Source organism: uncultured Agrobacterium sp. (assembly GCA_913777615.1).
Lineage (GTDB): Bacteria > Pseudomonadota > Alphaproteobacteria > Rhizobiales > Rhizobiaceae > Agrobacterium.
Genome location: CAJYTK010000006.1, coordinates 1 through 16,725 on the forward strand (window position 1 = coordinate 1; position 16,725 = coordinate 16,725).

At 56.9% G+C, this 16,725-nt stretch carries 18 protein-coding genes; 13 read left to right on the top strand and 5 right to left on the bottom strand.

Features of this window, described 5'->3' with window-relative positions:
- Positions 1-397: 397 nt before the first annotated feature.
- The 4 genes from QZ862_RS04470 to repA form a co-directional block, all read right to left on the bottom strand.
- Positions 398-718 (bottom strand): hypothetical protein, encoded by a 321-nt coding sequence (locus QZ862_RS04470; RefSeq protein WP_296097767.1) that lies wholly within the window; start codon positions 716-718, stop codon positions 398-400.
- Between the two features lie 201 nt (positions 719-919).
- Complete coding sequence (repC, locus tag QZ862_RS04475) at positions 920-2,134, bottom strand: plasmid replication protein RepC (RefSeq protein ID WP_296097770.1); 1,215 nt, start codon at positions 2,132-2,134, stop codon at positions 920-922.
- 201 nt (positions 2,135-2,335) lie between these two features.
- Positions 2,336-3,370 carry a plasmid partitioning protein RepB gene (gene repB / locus QZ862_RS04480; RefSeq protein WP_296097773.1) on the bottom strand — a complete coding sequence of 345 codons (1,035 nt, stop codon included), beginning with the start codon at positions 3,368-3,370 and terminating at the stop codon, positions 2,336-2,338.
- Positions 3,367-4,590, bottom strand: a complete 1,224-nt coding sequence (gene repA / locus QZ862_RS04485; RefSeq protein ID WP_296097775.1) for a plasmid partitioning protein RepA — start codon at positions 4,588-4,590, stop codon at positions 3,367-3,369. Before repA ends, repB begins: the two co-directional genes overlap by 4 nt.
- Before the next feature lie 630 nt (positions 4,591-5,220).
- Here repA and trbB point away from each other — a divergent pair.
- The 13 genes from trbB to QZ862_RS04550 all read left to right on the top strand — a co-directional run bounded on the left by trbB (position 5,221) and on the right by QZ862_RS04550 (position 16,069).
- On the top strand, positions 5,221-6,186 hold the full coding sequence (gene trbB / locus QZ862_RS04490; protein WP_296097777.1) for a P-type conjugative transfer ATPase TrbB: 966 nt from the start codon (positions 5,221-5,223) through the stop codon (positions 6,184-6,186).
- Positions 6,176-6,553, top strand: coding sequence for a TrbC/VirB2 family protein (locus QZ862_RS04495; protein WP_296097778.1), 378 nt, complete (start codon positions 6,176-6,178; stop codon positions 6,551-6,553). The genes trbB and QZ862_RS04495 overlap by 11 nt, the downstream gene beginning before the upstream one ends.
- Positions 6,550-6,834, top strand: coding sequence for a conjugal transfer protein TrbD (locus QZ862_RS04500; protein WP_296097780.1), 285 nt, complete (start codon positions 6,550-6,552; stop codon positions 6,832-6,834). Before QZ862_RS04495 ends, QZ862_RS04500 begins: the two co-directional genes overlap by 4 nt.
- Positions 6,835-6,844: 10 nt before the next feature.
- Positions 6,845-9,301, top strand: a complete 2,457-nt coding sequence (locus QZ862_RS04505) for a conjugal transfer protein TrbE (protein WP_296097782.1) — start codon at positions 6,845-6,847, stop codon at positions 9,299-9,301.
- Between the two features lie 16 nt (positions 9,302-9,317).
- Positions 9,318-10,076 (top strand): P-type conjugative transfer protein TrbJ, encoded by a 759-nt coding sequence (trbJ, locus tag QZ862_RS04510; RefSeq protein WP_296098101.1) that lies wholly within the window; start codon positions 9,318-9,320, stop codon positions 10,074-10,076.
- A gap of 32 nt (positions 10,077-10,108) precedes the next feature.
- Complete coding sequence (gene trbK, locus QZ862_RS04515) at positions 10,109-10,276, top strand: entry exclusion protein TrbK (RefSeq protein WP_363315900.1); 168 nt, start codon at positions 10,109-10,111, stop codon at positions 10,274-10,276.
- Positions 10,270-11,448 (top strand): P-type conjugative transfer protein TrbL, encoded by a 1,179-nt coding sequence (trbL, locus tag QZ862_RS04520; protein ID WP_296097787.1) that lies wholly within the window; start codon positions 10,270-10,272, stop codon positions 11,446-11,448. Before trbK ends, trbL begins: the two co-directional genes overlap by 7 nt.
- Positions 11,449-11,469: 21 nt before the next feature.
- Positions 11,470-12,132 carry a conjugal transfer protein TrbF gene (locus tag QZ862_RS04525; RefSeq protein WP_296097789.1) on the top strand — a complete coding sequence of 221 codons (663 nt, stop codon included), beginning with the start codon at positions 11,470-11,472 and terminating at the stop codon, positions 12,130-12,132.
- Positions 12,133-12,148: 16 nt separating this feature from the next.
- Positions 12,149-12,961 carry a P-type conjugative transfer protein TrbG gene (trbG, locus tag QZ862_RS04530; protein ID WP_296097791.1) on the top strand — a complete coding sequence of 271 codons (813 nt, stop codon included), beginning with the start codon at positions 12,149-12,151 and terminating at the stop codon, positions 12,959-12,961.
- Between the two features lie 2 nt (positions 12,962-12,963).
- Positions 12,964-13,401 carry a conjugal transfer protein TrbH gene (gene trbH / locus QZ862_RS04535; RefSeq protein WP_296097793.1) on the top strand — a complete coding sequence of 146 codons (438 nt, stop codon included), beginning with the start codon at positions 12,964-12,966 and terminating at the stop codon, positions 13,399-13,401.
- Between the two features lie 14 nt (positions 13,402-13,415).
- Complete coding sequence (gene trbI, locus QZ862_RS04540; protein ID WP_296097795.1) at positions 13,416-14,714, top strand: IncP-type conjugal transfer protein TrbI; 1,299 nt, start codon at positions 13,416-13,418, stop codon at positions 14,712-14,714.
- Between the two features lie 349 nt (positions 14,715-15,063).
- Positions 15,064-15,687, top strand: a complete 624-nt coding sequence (locus tag QZ862_RS04545; protein WP_296074405.1) for a DUF433 domain-containing protein — start codon at positions 15,064-15,066, stop codon at positions 15,685-15,687.
- 4 nt (positions 15,688-15,691) lie between these two features.
- On the top strand, positions 15,692-16,069 hold the full coding sequence (locus tag QZ862_RS04550) for a DUF5615 family PIN-like protein (protein WP_296097797.1): 378 nt from the start codon (positions 15,692-15,694) through the stop codon (positions 16,067-16,069).
- Positions 16,070-16,116: 47 nt separating this feature from the next.
- Here QZ862_RS04550 and QZ862_RS04555 read toward each other — a convergent pair whose 3' ends face one another.
- Positions 16,117-16,725, bottom strand: coding sequence for a TraH family protein (locus QZ862_RS04555; protein ID WP_296097799.1), 609 nt, complete (start codon positions 16,723-16,725; stop codon positions 16,117-16,119).

A 16,725-nucleotide genomic window follows, 5' to 3' on the forward strand; every position in this document is an offset into this window, starting at 1 on the left:
GCGACGTGATGCGGTGCTGCGCAGCCGGAATGGCTCCGCACCGCAACCCGCCGCTACCGCCCCGAATACAGCAACCCAAAACCGCTGGAGCGAACTCAAAACTGGATAAAACTTGGGGGCAACGTCACTGCTGATACAATCAGGCTGACTAGCGTAAAGAGTATAACTGCCGCACCCAGTTCATCAAACTCTTCGTCGCGTTCATTGCGATCCCAATGATATGCAATAGCCAACCTCCATCGTTGCTGTTCTAGAAGCCTGTGCCCGTATGGTTAACAAACTCTTAATGCAGCTCGATAGGATATTAGCGGTACAATGCCCGTGTAGGTAACGTCTATTGTGTGAGGTAGCATCAGCTATCACAGCCACAGGGATATCCCTTAAGCGTTCCTGCTAATCAATCAGCCGTTTCGACGAAGCTAATCTCGGTTTTGCTGGCGACGATGATGTGAAGGTCACGGATCATCCCGGCAGCTTGTAGAAAAGCTTCTCGCACGTCGTCGTCGCTTTGCCATCCTCGCTCGACAGAAAGAGCGATTGTATGAATGTCGAGCAGACGGTCACGACCTGGACCTGCTGGCATTCCGATTGTTTCGCGAAGGTCCCGTACTGTGGCTACAGCCCTCTCGAGCATACGGCGTCTCTGATAGCCATCCAGAAGGTGAATTCGATTGGCATCAACGACAAGCTCAGCAATGAAACTATTTGTCCGGGTCATGGCGCGAGGTTGCCGGGGAACCTGCAAAGCGTCAACAAATACCGGCGCAGCGTAAATGACCGAGACAGAATTTTCATGCTGGCCTGTGATGACAGTGCATCAACAACAGGAAGTTCAACTATCGCTGCTGATATTCGCCGAGCATTTCGCAGCCTGACCCAAGATTATCAGAACGCCCTCCGGCTGATGACGATCGCCCTGTCATCCTGTCGCCTTCTCCGACCTACCGGCTGCACGCAACAGCGCCATGAGCACAGGGCCAAGCGAAAACTCGCCACGCTTTGCCCTGTTGGTAAGATCTCGCAAATATCCCCCAGGCGAATTGATATGACCGCCGCGCTCGAGGATACAGGCGATCGTGACCGCCGCATTTTCCGGCCCCATCGCCTCACACGCCTCCTGATACGCGGAGGGGCTGACCCCCAGCATCGATCGCACCACGACCGCGGCCGTCATGAGCTCGCGCCAGTTACTGATCCTGCCATCAGGACCATAGTTCGAGATTTCAGGGCAAGCCCGAAGTACCAGTCCGATAGGGAACGCCTTGATCGGCACACTCTCGGCCTGCTTCTTCTCGCTCGGCTTCGCTCCCTGCTCTTTTTCGGAGCTAGGTTCAAGTTCATTAAGGGGGTTGGTATTTGAATTCTGTATGTGACGCCCATTATGAGCATCATTGGTGTTCGTATTTGCAGAAATATCTTCGAAATTCAGGAGTTTGAGTACGTCCTGACGCAAAACGCTCATCTCAGTGGCAATATTCCTCAGGTCGTTGAGGGTAGGATTGCGTGGAATCCGTCTAACAAGGTCAAGATAGCGCTCTTCCATTTTAACCCAGTCCCCCGGAGAACCCTCTTCAAGAGCAGCCGATATCAGCTTACGGATGTCGCGCCGGCAGATCGTCAGGGCCTCTTTTTCTCGACGGAACGCTAACCGTTCCGCAGCCACCTGCTGAGCGAGTAAGGCGAGTTCTTCCGCGCGCGTCAAGAGCGGCGAAATATCGAAGCCATAGGCGTGCTCGATCGAACCATCTTCATCCTTACGCGCGTAACGCTTGCCGTTTGCGCTGTCCTTGCGAATGATTAGTCCCGCTTCGACAAGAAGAGCCAGATGCCGGCGCAGTGTTGCACCTGCAATGCCATGGGCACGAATGGACAATTGAATGTTTGATGGGAACACGACCAGTTGGGCGTCCTGGCGCAATTCGTTTTCCGGGTAGAAGCTGAGCAGCGCGTCAAGGACCGCGAGGCTGCGATCCTGTAGCCCTAGCGTTTCACGCGCTTCGGACGCGTCGCGGAAGACCTTCCATTTGTCGGCTGTTTTGCCCTGCTTGATTTTCGTCGTGGCTATTTGCCGCTTCACAAGCGCAAGCGTTACCGGCCGCCGCCCAAAAGGCGTCGATACCTGTCCGTCTTCCATGTCCTCGCCCCATCAAAAAGGCAAAAGAAGAACGCTCACCAAAACGGTGCCAAATACTCTTGACTGGGATTCAGGGAAATGCGATTCTCTCGTTGTCACACATCGAGAAGGGCTTCCATGACGGCAACGTTTCGGGGGCCTTTTTCTTTTGCGCGTTTTCCTTCCTTTGAAGTCAGTTTTTCGGTTGCCTTGGCGACCTGATTAATCTTTCGGCCGCTCGCGCTTGAAGCGTTCTGCCAGTTCCGGTAGCGTCGCCTCGATGAACGAGAGGAATTGTGCGCCTGCCGCTGTGCTGACAGAGATACGCATATCTTTCTTGGTCCGTATAAACCTTCCGAGCTCTTCCCCAGCAGCGCTTACAATCGTGGTGCCATTGCTTTGAGCCGGCTGCGATATCCGCAGTGCATCAAAAGCCGCTAGGAACTTCTGGTCAGAAGCCTGGCGCTTAGCCGTTGCTTCAGAAAGCGCTGAGCGCAGTTGATCATGCAGCTCGGCTTGCTCAGAATAGACTTTGGCGAACTCAGCCCACCTTGGACGTCCAACCTTCGGAGCTCGACCGATGGCTTCGATAACGTCCAGCGGAACCGTACGATAGACGGCACGCATTCTCGCAAGTTCGGGATCATCGATCGATAACGCGGCCTTGATATCGCGTGGCTTGACGTCGGCGTCGTCCATGCGAGAAGCAAACAATGCACGCTCGATCCAAGTGAGATCCTGGCGATCGGCATTTTCGATACCTTGGGAGATGACCAACTCGACATCGGAGATCTCGACTTCGATCGCCTTGACCGGAATTCCGAGCTCCTTGGCTGCGCGTAGACGGCGATGGCCATAGATAACCTGATATCTATCTGGAGACGACGGCGATCGGCGAACCTGGATCGGGACCTTCTGACCCTCGGATTTGACCGAGTTGCGAAACGTCTCAAAATCAGACGCGTCGTCATCGGGTAGGCGATCGGGGAACGGCGATGGGTCGATCATAGAAGGATCGATTTCGCGGATGGCGCCACCACCCGATTCCAGAAGCGCTTTCAGTCGATCTCGCTCGGACTTTATGTCGTCGATCGCCCGATGCGCCGCGCCGATGACACCAGCGCCTACGCGCGTAGGGACTGGCGCAGCTGGCTGCTGAGGCGTCTCAGACGCCGTCGTCGAGAGTCGATTTTCGAGCTCAGCCGACAGCAAACCAAAATTCGCAACGATAGATTTACGCGACGACTTCGAGGTCATGTGCGCCCCCAGCTATTGTTGATGAGTTTTACGATCGCTTCATTGACGGCATCGACCGCCTCACGAGCGCGCTTATGCGTATCACGGCCGATCTGCCCCATCTCTAGCTCGTAGATAGAGCGTTTCGCGAGCCCTGCTGCCTCTACCGCAGTGCTTTCGATCAGAGTCGGGAGAAGCACATCCGATCCAAAAAGGTGACGCATCATCGCAACTACCTGCGACTGGGGCGCATCATTGGGATCGTGACGAGTGACCAGATAGCGAATGAAATCTTGATCAAGCTTGGCGCCACTTTCGTTCAAGACACTGATCAGGTCCCCCATCATCAGAAGAAACTGGCTCATAGATGCCACGTCGAGCATCGCTGGGTGAACCGTGATGATCATGCTGGTTGCAGCATAGATTGCGCTCAGCGTCAGAAAGCCGAGAGACGGCGGAGTATCCAGAATGACGACGTCGTAATCCTCGTCGACCTCTTCGAGTGCAAGCTTCAGACGCTCGAAGAAGATTGCTCCAGAGCCAGATTTTTGCGCCAGAACCCGCGGTGTTTCGTGCTCATATTCCATGACCTCGAGGTTACCTGGGATCAGGTCGATGCCATCGAAATAGGTTTTGCGAATGATGTCGCGGATCGGCCGACGTTCCGTTTCGTCGTAACGCAGTGCGGCGTAGATGGTCTCGTTTGCACCGACGTCAAACTCCGGCTGCGCACCGAAGAGAGCCGACAGCGATGCCTGCGGATCGAGATCGAGTGCAAGCACGCGATAGCCCTGCAGAGCAAGATAGTGCGCTAGATGGACACAGGTCGTGGTCTTTGCACTACCGCCTTTGAAGTTTGCGATGGCAATAACCTGGAGATGCTCGCCGGGGCGCCTTCTTGGGGAGAAACGGAGCGCTTCAGATGGCTTTTGGCCTGCAAAGAATTCCCGCAGCTCGTTGATCTGTGAAAGGGAGTAAACGCGGTGATTGTTTTCAAGGCGGCCCGGCAGAGGCCCGCGCCCCTCACTCGACATGAGTTTGAGAGTGGAATCAGGTATGGAAGTAAGCTTGGAAACTTCATTTGTGAGGAATGGACGCAGGCTCTTCTCCGACTTCGGAGGATACATGCGCGTGCGGAGTTCCTGCAATTGCTGGGACAAAAGGCTTGCGTGCCGCGCGATCTTGCTGCCGGCATCTTCCTTCTGTCCACCTGTCATATCTGCTCGTTCCGCTATCGCCATAATTTCCTCTTGGCGGGCAATTGCCGGTTTGCCGACTTCAACCCGCCAAAGGTACATCACGATTCTGCGTTGTCGTCCAGCGTTATAGCGTTAACGAAACCTTAATCCACCAGTATAACGCGAGTGGCTGCAGTCCGTTATCGTCGTTTCAATTCAGCAACTTAGCACCATTTAAACCAGAATTTATAACGCAACCGCTACTAGCACATTTGCTAGTCAGTTGCGCCGCAAGCTGCCATTTCACGTCAGTCCGTAGCGCCACAGTTCGGTATGAAGCGGCACACCGATTCGGGACGGATATTGAAAGCAGCAATAGGCGCCCCTCACTCGACGACCGTCACGATCGTCAGCGCCACGTTGCATAACGACAGGGGATCGTCCCCGCTCAACCTCGAGCGTACGGCCGGGCCAGGGTCGATATCGTTGAATTCCCTCAGTGGCAGATACGCAACCATTCAGACAAGCCGTATCAACGCCGATCACTAACACTTTTGCTAGTGGATTGATCGACCCGCCATAGCGCAACCTTCTCCAATCACATGAGAGGAGCTTTGCCAGACATATGACGGACATCGAGTTGAGCAGCAGGCAAGCGAAAGACACAACCTTTTCCTCAAGTGAGCCGCAGCAATGACGCGTCCTTCATCACTGCCGCGCCTCATCCGCAAATTGGAGGACGCTCTCGGAAGCCAGGCGTGCGACGCTTTAAGCGATCCCAACGTCGTAGAGGTAATGGCAAACCCCGATGGTAGACTCTTCATCGAGCGGCTCGGATCCGGCATATCCCAAGAGGGCACAATTACCGTAGAGGCCGCGGAAACGGTCATCGGCAGCGTTGCTCATCTGCTCGGATCGGAAGTCGATGACGCGCGTCCAATCGTATCGGGTGAACTGCCGATAGGTGGACACCGCTTCGAAGGCCTGCTGCCCCCCGTCGTTTCTGCGCCGACCTTCACGATCCGGCGACGCGCGTCCAAGCTCATCAGGCTCGATGCCTATGTAGCAAGCCAAGTGATGACGTCTGCGCAGGCAAGAATTATCCAACACGCCGTGACATCTCGACTGAACATACTTGTGTCCGGCGGGACCGGCTCGGGCAAAACGACACTTGCCAATGCGATCATCGCAGAAATCGTAGATCAGGCACCAAACGACCGCTTGGTCATCCTTGAAGATACCGCGGAGATCCAATGCGCTGCGGACAATTCTGTCAGCCTGCACACCAGTGACGCAGTCGACATGTGGCGTCTCCTGAAAAGCACGACGCGCCTGCGACCAGATCGGATCATCGTTGGCGAGGTCCGTGATGGCGCCGCGCTCACCATGCTGAAGGCCTGGAATACGGGGCATCCGGGGGGCGTCGCAACGATTCACTCTAACAGCGCACGCTCCGCGCTTCAGCGGCTTGAGCAGCTGACTGCCGAGGCCAGCCACCATCCGATGCAGGCCGTTATCGGAGACGCGGTCGATCTGATCATTTCGATTGAGCGAACCGCGAAAGGCAGGCGCGTCAGCGAAATTGTTCACATAACCCGCTTTGCAGAGGGCCAGTACGAGACGGAAGCCTTCGCAGAAGAGAGCCGAGATGCCGCATAAGAGATCACTCCTGGCGCTTGCCGCCATGGCCTTGTCTATTGCTTTCGCTACTTCCCCCGCTTTTGCCAGTTCCGGAGGGAGTCTTCCATGGGAAGGGCCGCTTCAACAGATTCAGCAATCAATCACTGGCCCCGTCGCCGGCTATATCGCATTGGCAGCCGTCGCAATCGCCGGCGGTATGCTGATCTTCGGTGGTGAGCTCAATGATTTTGCTCGCAGGCTGGTCTATGTCGTCCTGGTCGCTGGCATCTTGCTCGGCGCGACGACGATCGTCGGCCTGTTTGGGGCCACGGGTGCGTCGATCGGCATGCCTAAAGAGCGGGTCACGCAGGTCGTTTCGGACGGAGCGGATGAGGGGGCGTTGTGAGCCTCCAACGCAATCGCATCTATCGCGCGCTGTCGCGACCGAACCTCTTGATGGGCGCCGACCGTGAGCTGGTGTTGATCACCGGGCTTGCAGCCGCGATTTTGATTTTCGTCGTGCTGACCGTCTACTCGGTGCTCTTTGGCGTGGCCGTATGGATCGTCATCGTCGGTTTACTCCGCCTGATGGCCAAATCCGATCCGCTGATGCGGCAAGTCTATGCCCGTCACATTTCCTACAACGCCCACTATCGGCCAACGGCCTCGCCGTGGCGCAAATTCTAGAGGTGTCCCGATGGCTGCCCTCAAACGTTTCCGCGAGACCGGCCCCTCGTTCGCTGAACTCGTTCCCTATGCCGGATTGGTCGACAATGGGGTTCTTCTCTTGAAGGATGGAAGCCTCATGGCCGGATGGTACTTCGCAGGCCCGGACTCCGAAAGCGCAACCAACTACGAGCGCAACGAGCTATCCCGGCAGATCAATGCGATCCTGTCGCGTCTGGGAACAGGCTGGATGATCCAAGTAGAAGCGGTCCGGGTGCCGACGGTTGATTATCCGTCGCCGGCCCATTGCCATTTTCCAGATCCCGTTACCCGCGCCATCGATGCCGAACGCCGAACCCATTTCCAGCGCGAGCAGGGGCATTTCGAGAGCAAACATGCGATCATTTTGACCTACCGGCCGCTCGAGTCGAAGAAGACGGCACTAAGCAAATACATCTATTCGGACGAGGAGAGTCGGAAGAAATCCTACGCCGATACCGTCCTGTTCGTGTTCCTCAACGCGATCCGGGAAATCGAACAGTATCTGACCAACACCATGTCGATTGCCCGTATGCAGACCCGCGAGATCCGCGAGAGAAGAGGGGAGCGGGTCGCACGCTACGACGACCTCCTGCAATTTGTTCGATTTTGCATCACGGGGGAAAGCCATCCGGTTCGTTTGCCCGACGTCCCTATGTATCTCGATTGGCTCGTGACGGCGGAGCTCGAGCATGGTCTGACGCCGAAGGTCGAAAACCGGTTCCTCGCGGTGGTTGCCATCGATGGCCTGCCAGCCGAGAGCTGGCCCGGCATTCTCAACAATCTTGATCTGATGCCGCTGACCTATCGATGGTCGTCACGGTTCATCTTCCTCGATGCGGAAGAGGCGCGCCAGAAGCTCGAACGCACGCGCAAGAAATGGCAGCAGAAGGTTCGCCCTTTTTTCGACCAGCTTTTCCAGACGCAGAGTAGATCGGTCGATCAGGATGCAATGACGATGGTCGCCGAGACCGAGGACGCCATCGCTCAAGCCTCGTCGCAGCTTGTCGCATACGGCTACTACACACCGGTCGTGATCCTGTTTGATGAAAACCGCGACGCCTTGCAGGAAAAGGCGGAAGCCATCCGTAGACTGGTCCAGGCGGAGGGGTTCGGTGCACGCATCGAAAGCCTGAACGCGACGGATGCGTTTCTCGGCAGCCTGCCGGGTAACTGGTACGCCAATGTCCGTGAGCCGCTGATCAACACAAGCAATCTGGCGGACCTCGTTCCGCTCAACTCGGTATGGTCAGGCAATCCGGTGGCGCCATGCCCGTTCTATCCGCCTAATTCACCGCCTTTGATGCAGGTGGCCTCGGGCTCAACGCCGTTTCGTCTCAACCTGCATGTCGACGACGTCGGCCACACCCTGATCTTCGGACCGACGGGCTCGGGTAAATCAACCCTTCTCGCTCTCATCGCCGCTCAGTTCCGCCGATACGAGTCCGCGCAAATCTTCGCATTCGACAAGGGCAACTCGCTCCTTCCCCTGACGCTTGCTGCCGGCGGCGACCACTACGAAATCGGCAATAACATGAGCGGAGAGGGGAGAGCACTGGCGTTCTGCCCGCTCTTTGATCTTTCGACAGATGGCGACCGAGCCTGGGCAACCGAGTGGATCGAAATGCTTGTCGCTCTCCAGGGCGTCACCATCACGCCGAACCATCGCAATGCAATCTCACGCCAGATCAGCCTGATGGCGACAGCACCTGGAAAATCGCTGTCGGACTTTGTCAGCGGCGTACAGATGCGAGAGATCAAGGATGCCCTTCATCATTATACCGTCGACGGGCCGATGGGTCAGCTTCTCGACGCGGAAGAAGACGGCCTCACGCTTCGCGCGTTCCAATGCTTCGAGATTGAAGAGCTCATGAACATGGGCGAGCGTAATCTCGTCCCTGTCCTCACCTATCTCTTCCACCGGATCGAGAAGCGGCTCGATGGCTCTCCGAGCCTGATCCTCCTCGATGAGGCTTGGCTGATGCTCGGTCATCCCGTGTTCCGTGACAAGATCCGGGAGTGGCTCAAGGTTCTCCGTAAAGCCAATTGCGCCGTTGTTCTGGCGACGCAATCCATCTCCGACGCCGAGCGCTCCGGCATCATCGACGTGCTGAAAGAATCCTGCCTGACCAAGATCTGCTTGCCGAATGGTGCCGCGCGTGAGCCGGGCACCCGCGAGTTCTATGAGCGGATTGGTTTCAACGAGCGCCAGATCGAAATCGTCTCGGGCGCCATCCCTAAGCGCGAATACTACGTCGCCACGCCACACGGACGGCGGCTTTTCGACATGTCGCTCGGGCCGGTGACGCTGAGCTTTGTGGGCGCATCCGGAAAGGAAGATCTGAAGCGGATCCGTGCGCTGAAGGCGGAACATGGCCAGGATTGGCCTAACCATTGGCTTGAATTGAGAGGAGTTCACGATGCCACGTCGCACCTCAACGCCCAGTAGCTGGATCATCATCACCATGACCGCGGCAATCGCGCTGTCGCCTATTGCTTCCGCCCATGCAGGGTCTGCGACGGGCGCTGCCACGGAATGGACGCAGCTTGCCAACAATGCTCAGCTCATCGACCTTCTGAAAAGCTCCGGCATTCAGGTCGACAATCAATTGACCCAAATCACCCAACTGGCGGAGCAGATCCAGAATCAGCTGAAGATCTATGAGAACATGCTGCAGAACACCGCGCGGCTTCCCGACAACATCTGGGGCCAGGTCGAAAGCGATCTCAACCGTCTGCGCAGCATTGTCGATCAGGGGCAAAGCATTTCATTCTCAATGGGCAATGCCGATGATGTCCTTCAACAGCGGTTCAAGAGCTATTCGAACCTGAAGACCAACCTGCCGAACGCCGAGACATTCTCGAACACCTATCAATCGTGGTCGGACACGAACCGGGACACGATCGGCAGCACACTGAAGGCTGCGAGCCTCACAGCGGATCAGTTCGACACGGAGGAGGGCACGATGAGTTCGCTGCGATCCAAGTCGGAGTCGGCCGACGGCCAGATGAAGGCGCTCCAGGTCGGACACCAGATCGCCGCTCAGCAGGTTTCACAGATGCAGAAGCTGCGTGGCCTGGTTTCCCAACAGATGACGATGATGGGCACGTGGCTTCAGACCGAGCAGTCGGACAAGGACCTCGCGCAGGCCAGACGAGAGAAATTCTTTAATGCCGACGTCACCACGATCCCGAGTGGCCAGAAGATGGAGCCCCGCTGGTGAACCGCTCGGTCCTCATTGTCACGGTGCTGGTCATGCTCGCTGCGGCGGCTTCCGCTACGACATTCTATTTCGTCCACGCAAACACCCCGGCGTCATCAAAGATAAGCGAGGAGCAACGAACCACGCGCGAGAAATTCTTCGGGACAGCGAAGGAACTGCTTCCGATCGAAAGAGGTCAGGAGATGCGCCCGAGATGGTGAAGCGAAATCTCGAGAAGGCTGTCTTACTCGGAGGCATTGCCTGTTTGACCCTCTCCACCCCAGCGTTTGCACAGCATGGGCAAGTTCTGACAGAGCTCGAGAACCAAGTTTCTGCTGCCGCTAAGGGATGGGAGATAACCATCATGGATGCCGCAAGGTCACTGTTCTGGATCCTTGCGGGGATCGAGGTCGGTATCGCTGCGGTCTGGCTTGCTATACAGGCCGCATCCCTTGAAAGCTGGTTCGCCGAACTCGTCCGTCGGATCATGTTCGTAGGCTTCTTTGCGTTCGTTATGAACCAGGGGCCAGCATTTGCGAGGAATGTCGTCGACAGTCTTTACCAGATCGGCGCAGGGGGTGGATCTGCCTCGCCAGCCGAGGTGTTTGACGCTGGTATTCGGGTAGCATCGCAGATGTCCACGCAGGCCAAGTTCGGGGTCTTCGAAGACAATGTGCTAGCTATGGCCGCCGTCCTCGCAATGGGCATCGTCGTCATATGTTTCTCACTCGTCGCCGCAATCTTCGTCTCCGTTATGGTGGAAATGTATGTGGGGCTGCTCGCAGGGATGATCATGCTCGGTCTTGGCGGCTCGTCCTTCACCAAGGATTTTGCCATCCGCTACCTGGTCTATGCCTTCGGTGTCGGCATGAAACTCATGGCGTTGGTCATGATTGCAAAGATTGGATCGGAGGTCCTTCTCGGCCTGGCTCAAGCACCGACAGCAGAAACCGATCAGTTCATCACCACGCTCGCGATCGCGGGCATTTCGGTGGTCGTGTTTATCATTGCCATGTATGTCCCCAACATCATCCAAGGTGTCGTTCAAGGAGCATCGGTCACTGGCGGAATGGAAACCATTCGGCATGGCGGACAAGCGGCGTCGCCTGTTCTTGGTGGGGCGTCGCTCGCGGTTGCGGCTCTTCGCGCTGAAGCCGCCGCAACTCAGTCAGCACGCGCATCAGGATCCTCTGCGATCGGTGCAGAATTTCGCGGTGCGGGAGCCGGGGCCACGTCTGCCGGTAAAGCAGCTGGCTTGGCCGCAAGGGAAAAAGCGATCGGTTCGCCCGGAGCCTATGCCGGTTCGATCATGGGGCTGGCCAACGCCAAGCTCGATCAGAGCCGAACCGGACAGAGTGGTCCCCAAATGCCGCCAGAGCAAAACTATAAGTAATCATCAGAAAGGCGACAAGCGATGGCAGCAAACCGGCCGCCCGATAGCCCCTACCTTGCCGCGCGGCAGGAATGGACGGAACGATATGGATCCTACGTTCAGTCCGCGCGGGCATGGCGGATAGTGGGGATACTTGGACTATCGATGGCCGTGATAGGCTTCACCTATGCCATGTATCTCAGCACACAGGTCAGGTTGGTGCCCTACATCGTTGAGGTCGACAAGCTCGGCACGTCGGTTACAGCCGGCTTCCCCCAGCAGATCGAGTATGCCGATGCCCGCGTCGTGCGCGCGACACTGGGAAATTTCGTCACGAGCTTGAAGTCGATCACACCGGATGCGGTGGTGCAAAAGCAATATATCGACCGCACCTATGCTTTACTTAGAACATCGGATCCCTCGACCCAGAAGATCAATGCCTGGTTTCGCGGCAATTCGCCGTTCGAAAAGGCCAAGACATCGACTGTCGCCGTTGAGGTCAACAACATCGTGGCGCTGTCCAACCAGACCTACCAGATCGACTGGACCGAATACGAGCGCGATCGCAAGGGCAAGGAGACCGGAACGCGCCGCTTTCGCGGCATCGCGACGGTCGCGCTCACCGCGCCACAGGACGAGGCGATCATCCGCCTCAACCCGATCGGTCTTTATGTCCGGGATTTCGAGTGGACCGCACAGCTTTAGGGGCAGGGAGATTCACATGCACAGAACAGGATTGATCGCGGCCGCCGGCTGCATGGCCGGACTCGTCCTTGCGGACTGCACGATGGCGCAGAGCATGACGTCGAACGAGGTGAAGGGGACCAACATCTCTCGCAAATGGCGGGGGACGCCTGGTCTCGTAACGACCGGGCCCGATGGCAAAGTCATCTTTCTGTTTGGCGAAGTCCAGCCCTCGGTTGTGTGCTCACCGCTTCAAGTTTGCGACATCGAGCTGCAAGGCGGCGAGATCGTCCGAGACGTGCTTGTCGGCGATACGGTCCGCTGGAAAGTCGAGCCGGCGACATCAGGGGCAACCGGCGGGCAGGCAATCCACCTGATCGTCAAGCCGTCGGAGGCTGGGCTCGTCACATCGATGGTCGTCACGACCTCGCGGCGGACCTACCATATCCAGCTCAAATCCCATCCCAGCCAGTACATGGCTCGGATCGGTTTCGAGTATCCAGAGGATGTATCGACCAAGCTGACCGACATCAATGCCCGGCTTGAGACCGGCGGCATTCCTGGAAGCTCGCCGGACAAGCTGAACTTCTCCTATTCGGTTAGAGGCAGCGCGTCGTGGCGGCCAAAGCGCGTCTATTCCGACGGCACCAAGACCTACATCCAGTTTCCCAGATCAATCTCGGGCCAGGATGCGCCAGTGCTGTTCGTCGTCAGCGGCGGCCAGAACCGCATCGTCAATTATCGCATGAGGAACGACATGATGATCGTCGACTACGCCGTCGACAAGGCCGTGCTCGTCTCAGGTGTTGGTTGGCGACAGCAGAAGATCACGATCCGTCGGGGAGGCTGAACATGAAGAAGACCACCGCTGCTATCATGATCGCCTCCATCCTCTCCAGTTGCCAGACAACGGAAGAGTCGTTGAGCACAAGCTCTACTACGATCGCTGTCACCGGCGGCACCGCAAGTGCAATCGCTGGCGACATGGCAAGCCGTCTTGCCGAAAAGGTTGGTCCGGCCGCGACTACGACCCTCAAGATGGACAAGGATACATCCGACTATGCGGCTGCGCTTGAGGCTGCTCTGAAAGGATGGGGATACGCGGTCATTACCGACGGGAAGGTTGGCAAGGATCAAAAGCCCGTCGAGGTTGCGTGGTCGATCGACAGTTTCGACGGACAGGTCCTTGCCCGGGTCAGCACACCGGCCATCGCGCTCGGACGCGCCTACACAGCGACATCAGGCGGTGCCAAGCCGGCTAGTCCGCTTTCGATCATGCAGCGAAATTGAGGGGAAGCTAGATCATGGTTCAATCGCTCCAGCTCGGCACGGCGCGTAATGCTGACGATCAACAGAGCATGCGGCGTCTAAATCGCCTGCCGATCATCGTCGTGATCGTCGTCATGGTTCTGTTCTTTGGAGTCGTGATTGTCGGCCTGTCATGGCGCGGTCTTTCCTTCAACAGTGGAAACGAACTCGACACTACCTCCAAGACACCAGCGACCACATTTGGCGATCAGCTGAAACGAGGCGTGACGGACGGGATCATCGGCGAACCGGAGCAACGCGAAGTGTTTCAACCGACGCCGGTCGTTGTCGAACGCGAGCCCGTGAGAGATGCTGTCGTGGAGCGGCGAAACGAGATTCGAACGGAACGGCAATCGCAGCTTGAGCCGGAAGCCGAGTGGAAGGCGCGGCTGAAGCGAGAACAGGACGAGCAAGTCATTCGCGAAACCCAGCGTCAGAGGATGGCAAGCCTCCAGGCACGCGCGACTGCACTCGATTCCCCGCTTAAGGTTGACGTTTCCGAGGTCCAGAAGAACGCTTCCGAAAGCAGGGCGGACACCCGTCAACCGCTCACTGCCACGACGAACAGTGCTTCGGATATCTACACCGCCGCGATGAAATCCGGATTGCTTGGACAGAACATTGATCAGAACGGTCAGACTTCGAAGGAGGACTTTTTCAATCAGGACATCAAGGATCTTGGCTACCTACCGAACCAAGTGGTGCCGCAGTTCTCGCCTTACGAGTTGAAGCGCGGATCGGTGATCCCGGCCACGATGATCACCGGCTTGAATTCAGATCTTCCGGGCAGGATTTCGGCGCAGGTCAGCCAGAATGTCTACGACAGTGCCACCGGATACCGGCTGCTCATTCCGCAGGGTGCGAAGCTATTTGGTCGCTACGACTCCAAGGTATCATTCGGCCAGGAGCGGGTACTCGTCGTTTGGACTGACCTGATTTTCCCTAACGGGTCGACACTTCAGATCGGCGGCATGTCCGGAACGGATGCCGAGGGGTATGGAGGTTTTAAAGACAAGGTTGATCGTCACCTCTGGCGCACCTTTGGGTCTGCCGCGCTTGTTGCCATCATCGGCACGGGGATCGATATGTCGATGCCGGAAAGCTCGACACTGGCAACACAGGATACGGCCTCTGATGCGGCACGCCGGAATTTTGCCGAGAGTTTCGGAAGAGTGGCCGAGCAGACAATTTCAAAGAACCTAAATGTACAGCCTACTATCAGCATTCGGCCTGGCTACAGATTCAACGTGTTAGTCGATCACGACATCATCTTTCCGAACTCGTATCGCCAATAGAAACCACCTCGTTGTAAACCGCTCATCTCCTATGTAATTGAATCGTTGCGGAAGCAATTGTGCGCCTCGCGTCCGTTTAAGAGCTATCGGCCCTCGATAAGGTGTACTGCCACACATGAGTGCAGCCTAGCTGCGCTCACACCTTCGCTGAATGTGGGAAGCGCAATTCTTCTTTCATTGTGATAGACGAGATTGCCCAAGCGTTTGGCGTGTGCCACGCCCAACTAGTCCCAAAACGCTTTTTTTTGTCATCCAGATGTCCTCTGTACGCTTGTTTTGACAGATCGTGGAAGGGCCTCTTCACTTCCCGTACCAAGTCTATTATATGTTCTCCACAAGGAGAACAATTATGACCCAGTTGGTTCGCGCCTACACGCCTGCGGAAGCAGCCGCTGTCAGCGAGATTGCCGTGAAATCGGTGCACAACGCAATCGACAAGCGGATCATCGCTCGGCGTCTTGGTGAAGATGAAGGGCGAGCTTTATCTGACGATGACCTGCTGCGGCTCAAGCTTTGGTACGGGGTCGGCTCGATCCTGTCAGCCGAGCGTCGCCAGAGGCTCTTCGACACTATAGACCAGAATCCAGATGCCGACACAGTTCGAGCGGATGACTATCTGATCGTGGACGTTGCCCGCGCACGTCAACAGCTTGCGGCACGTGCGGAGGCACTTCAGGAAGCAGAGCGGGTTATCAAAAGCGTAAAGGGTGTTCTTGGCGGCGAACCAGTTTTCTGCAAAACGCGCGTTCCCGTTAGGACGATTGCCGCTATGAAGGCTCAGGGCGCGACCACCGAGGAAATCGTCCAGGGCTATCCTTCCCTCACCACGCGTATGGTCGAACTCGCGGAGATCTGGACTGCCGCTCACCCGGCACGAGGCCGGCCGCGCAAGCTTTCCGACCTTGGCGCAACCGTGAAATCTGCAAAGCGTCTCTCACTTCCGAAGGCCATCATCAAAACTCCCGGCAGCTAATATCGTGAAGTTCCTGATTGATGGATGCCTGCACACCTCTCTCGTGGCCGTTGCTCAGGATAACGGTCACGATGGCTTCCATGTCAACTGGTTGGGATTGAGCGGTGAAAAGGATTGGGATCTGATGCCCCGCATTGTTGCGGAGGACTACACATTCGTAACCAACAACGCGCGCGATTTCAGAAAACTCTACGGCAATGAGGAGATCCATGCCGGCTTGGTCATCATCGTGCCTCAAGTCGTTCCGGCATTGCAGCGCGACCTATTCACACTCATCCTGCAGGAGGTAACCGGCGGCGAACAGCTCCTGAACGAGGTGATCGAGATAAGCATCGAGGGCGATGAGGCGGTTCTCACACGGTACTCTCTGCCGGCAATCTGAGAACATCCCAACTCGCCCATTCCAGAAGCTCAGGTGCAGTCCGGCCACTATTTCTGTCCTCCGATCCTCGTCAGATCGATCCGAATGCCGGCGTCGTCGGGCTTGATCGGCGTTTCTCCCGGCGTTTCGGAGGGTGCATCATCCTTGGCCTTGTCAGCATTCTCGACCTCCACCTCCGACCGCTGCACGACCGCTTCACCCGGATCCTCAGCTTCAAACACGCTCTCACCCTCAAACTTACCGGTCCGCCAGGCGTGGATCGCATCATCGAACAGCTGCGGGAAAACCTCTTCGCTGGTCGGATTTCCATACCACTTCGCAACGATGCGGAGGATCTTGGCGAACATCCCTGTGCCCATCCGCAGATTGGCGCAGGGTTCGACCAAATCGACCTTCAATTCAGAAGCATGGTTCAGACCAATGCCCGCCGGGATCTGGGTGAGACCAACCCGCACGATAGAGCCAGCAATGTTCTCACGGACGATCTCGATCGCTGCCTCGGGTGTTTTCGGCTTGGGAATGAGGATCAGACGGCCACCGGACTTCACCGTTATGGCAAGCGGATCGTCCGAACCGACCGCCTGGACAAACTGCTCGACGATTACAGGCTTCAACGAAGGATCGGCACATTCGTTGATCAACGCAGCATCAAGCAT

What these genes read in the sequence shown, in the direction of transcription:
- trbH (WP_296097793.1), top strand. Translation starts at nt 12,964, where the DNA reads ATGAAGAAGACCACCGCTGCTATCATGATCGCCTCCATCCTCTCCAGT.
- trbJ (WP_296098101.1), top strand. Translation starts at nt 9,318, where the DNA reads ATGACCGCGGCAATCGCGCTGTCGCCTATTGCTTCCGCCCATGCAGGG.
- trbB (WP_296097777.1), top strand. Translation starts at nt 5,221, where the DNA reads ATGACGCGTCCTTCATCACTGCCGCGCCTCATCCGCAAATTGGAGGAC.
- repB (WP_296097773.1), bottom strand. Translation starts at nt 3,370, where the DNA reads ATGACCTCGAAGTCGTCGCGTAAATCTATCGTTGCGAATTTTGGTTTG.
- QZ862_RS04505 (WP_296097782.1), top strand. Translation starts at nt 6,845, where the DNA reads ATGGCTGCCCTCAAACGTTTCCGCGAGACCGGCCCCTCGTTCGCTGAA.
- repC (WP_296097770.1), bottom strand. Translation starts at nt 2,134, where the DNA reads ATGGAAGACGGACAGGTATCGACGCCTTTTGGGCGGCGGCCGGTAACG.
- trbL (WP_296097787.1), top strand. Translation starts at nt 10,270, where the DNA reads ATGGTGAAGCGAAATCTCGAGAAGGCTGTCTTACTCGGAGGCATTGCC.
- QZ862_RS04525 (WP_296097789.1), top strand. Translation starts at nt 11,470, where the DNA reads ATGGCAGCAAACCGGCCGCCCGATAGCCCCTACCTTGCCGCGCGGCAG.
- trbG (WP_296097791.1), top strand. Translation starts at nt 12,149, where the DNA reads ATGCACAGAACAGGATTGATCGCGGCCGCCGGCTGCATGGCCGGACTC.
- repA (WP_296097775.1), bottom strand. Translation starts at nt 4,590, where the DNA reads ATGGCGATAGCGGAACGAGCAGATATGACAGGTGGACAGAAGGAAGAT.
- trbK (WP_363315900.1), top strand. Translation starts at nt 10,109, where the DNA reads ATGCTCGCTGCGGCGGCTTCCGCTACGACATTCTATTTCGTCCACGCA.
- QZ862_RS04470 (WP_296097767.1), bottom strand. Translation starts at nt 718, where the DNA reads ATGACCCGGACAAATAGTTTCATTGCTGAGCTTGTCGTTGATGCCAAT.
- QZ862_RS04545 (WP_296074405.1), top strand. Translation starts at nt 15,064, where the DNA reads ATGACCCAGTTGGTTCGCGCCTACACGCCTGCGGAAGCAGCCGCTGTC.
- QZ862_RS04495 (WP_296097778.1), top strand. Translation starts at nt 6,176, where the DNA reads ATGCCGCATAAGAGATCACTCCTGGCGCTTGCCGCCATGGCCTTGTCT.
- trbI (WP_296097795.1), top strand. Translation starts at nt 13,416, where the DNA reads ATGGTTCAATCGCTCCAGCTCGGCACGGCGCGTAATGCTGACGATCAA.
- QZ862_RS04555 (WP_296097799.1), bottom strand. Translation starts at nt 16,725, where the DNA reads ATGCTTGATGCTGCGTTGATCAACGAATGTGCCGATCCTTCGTTGAAG.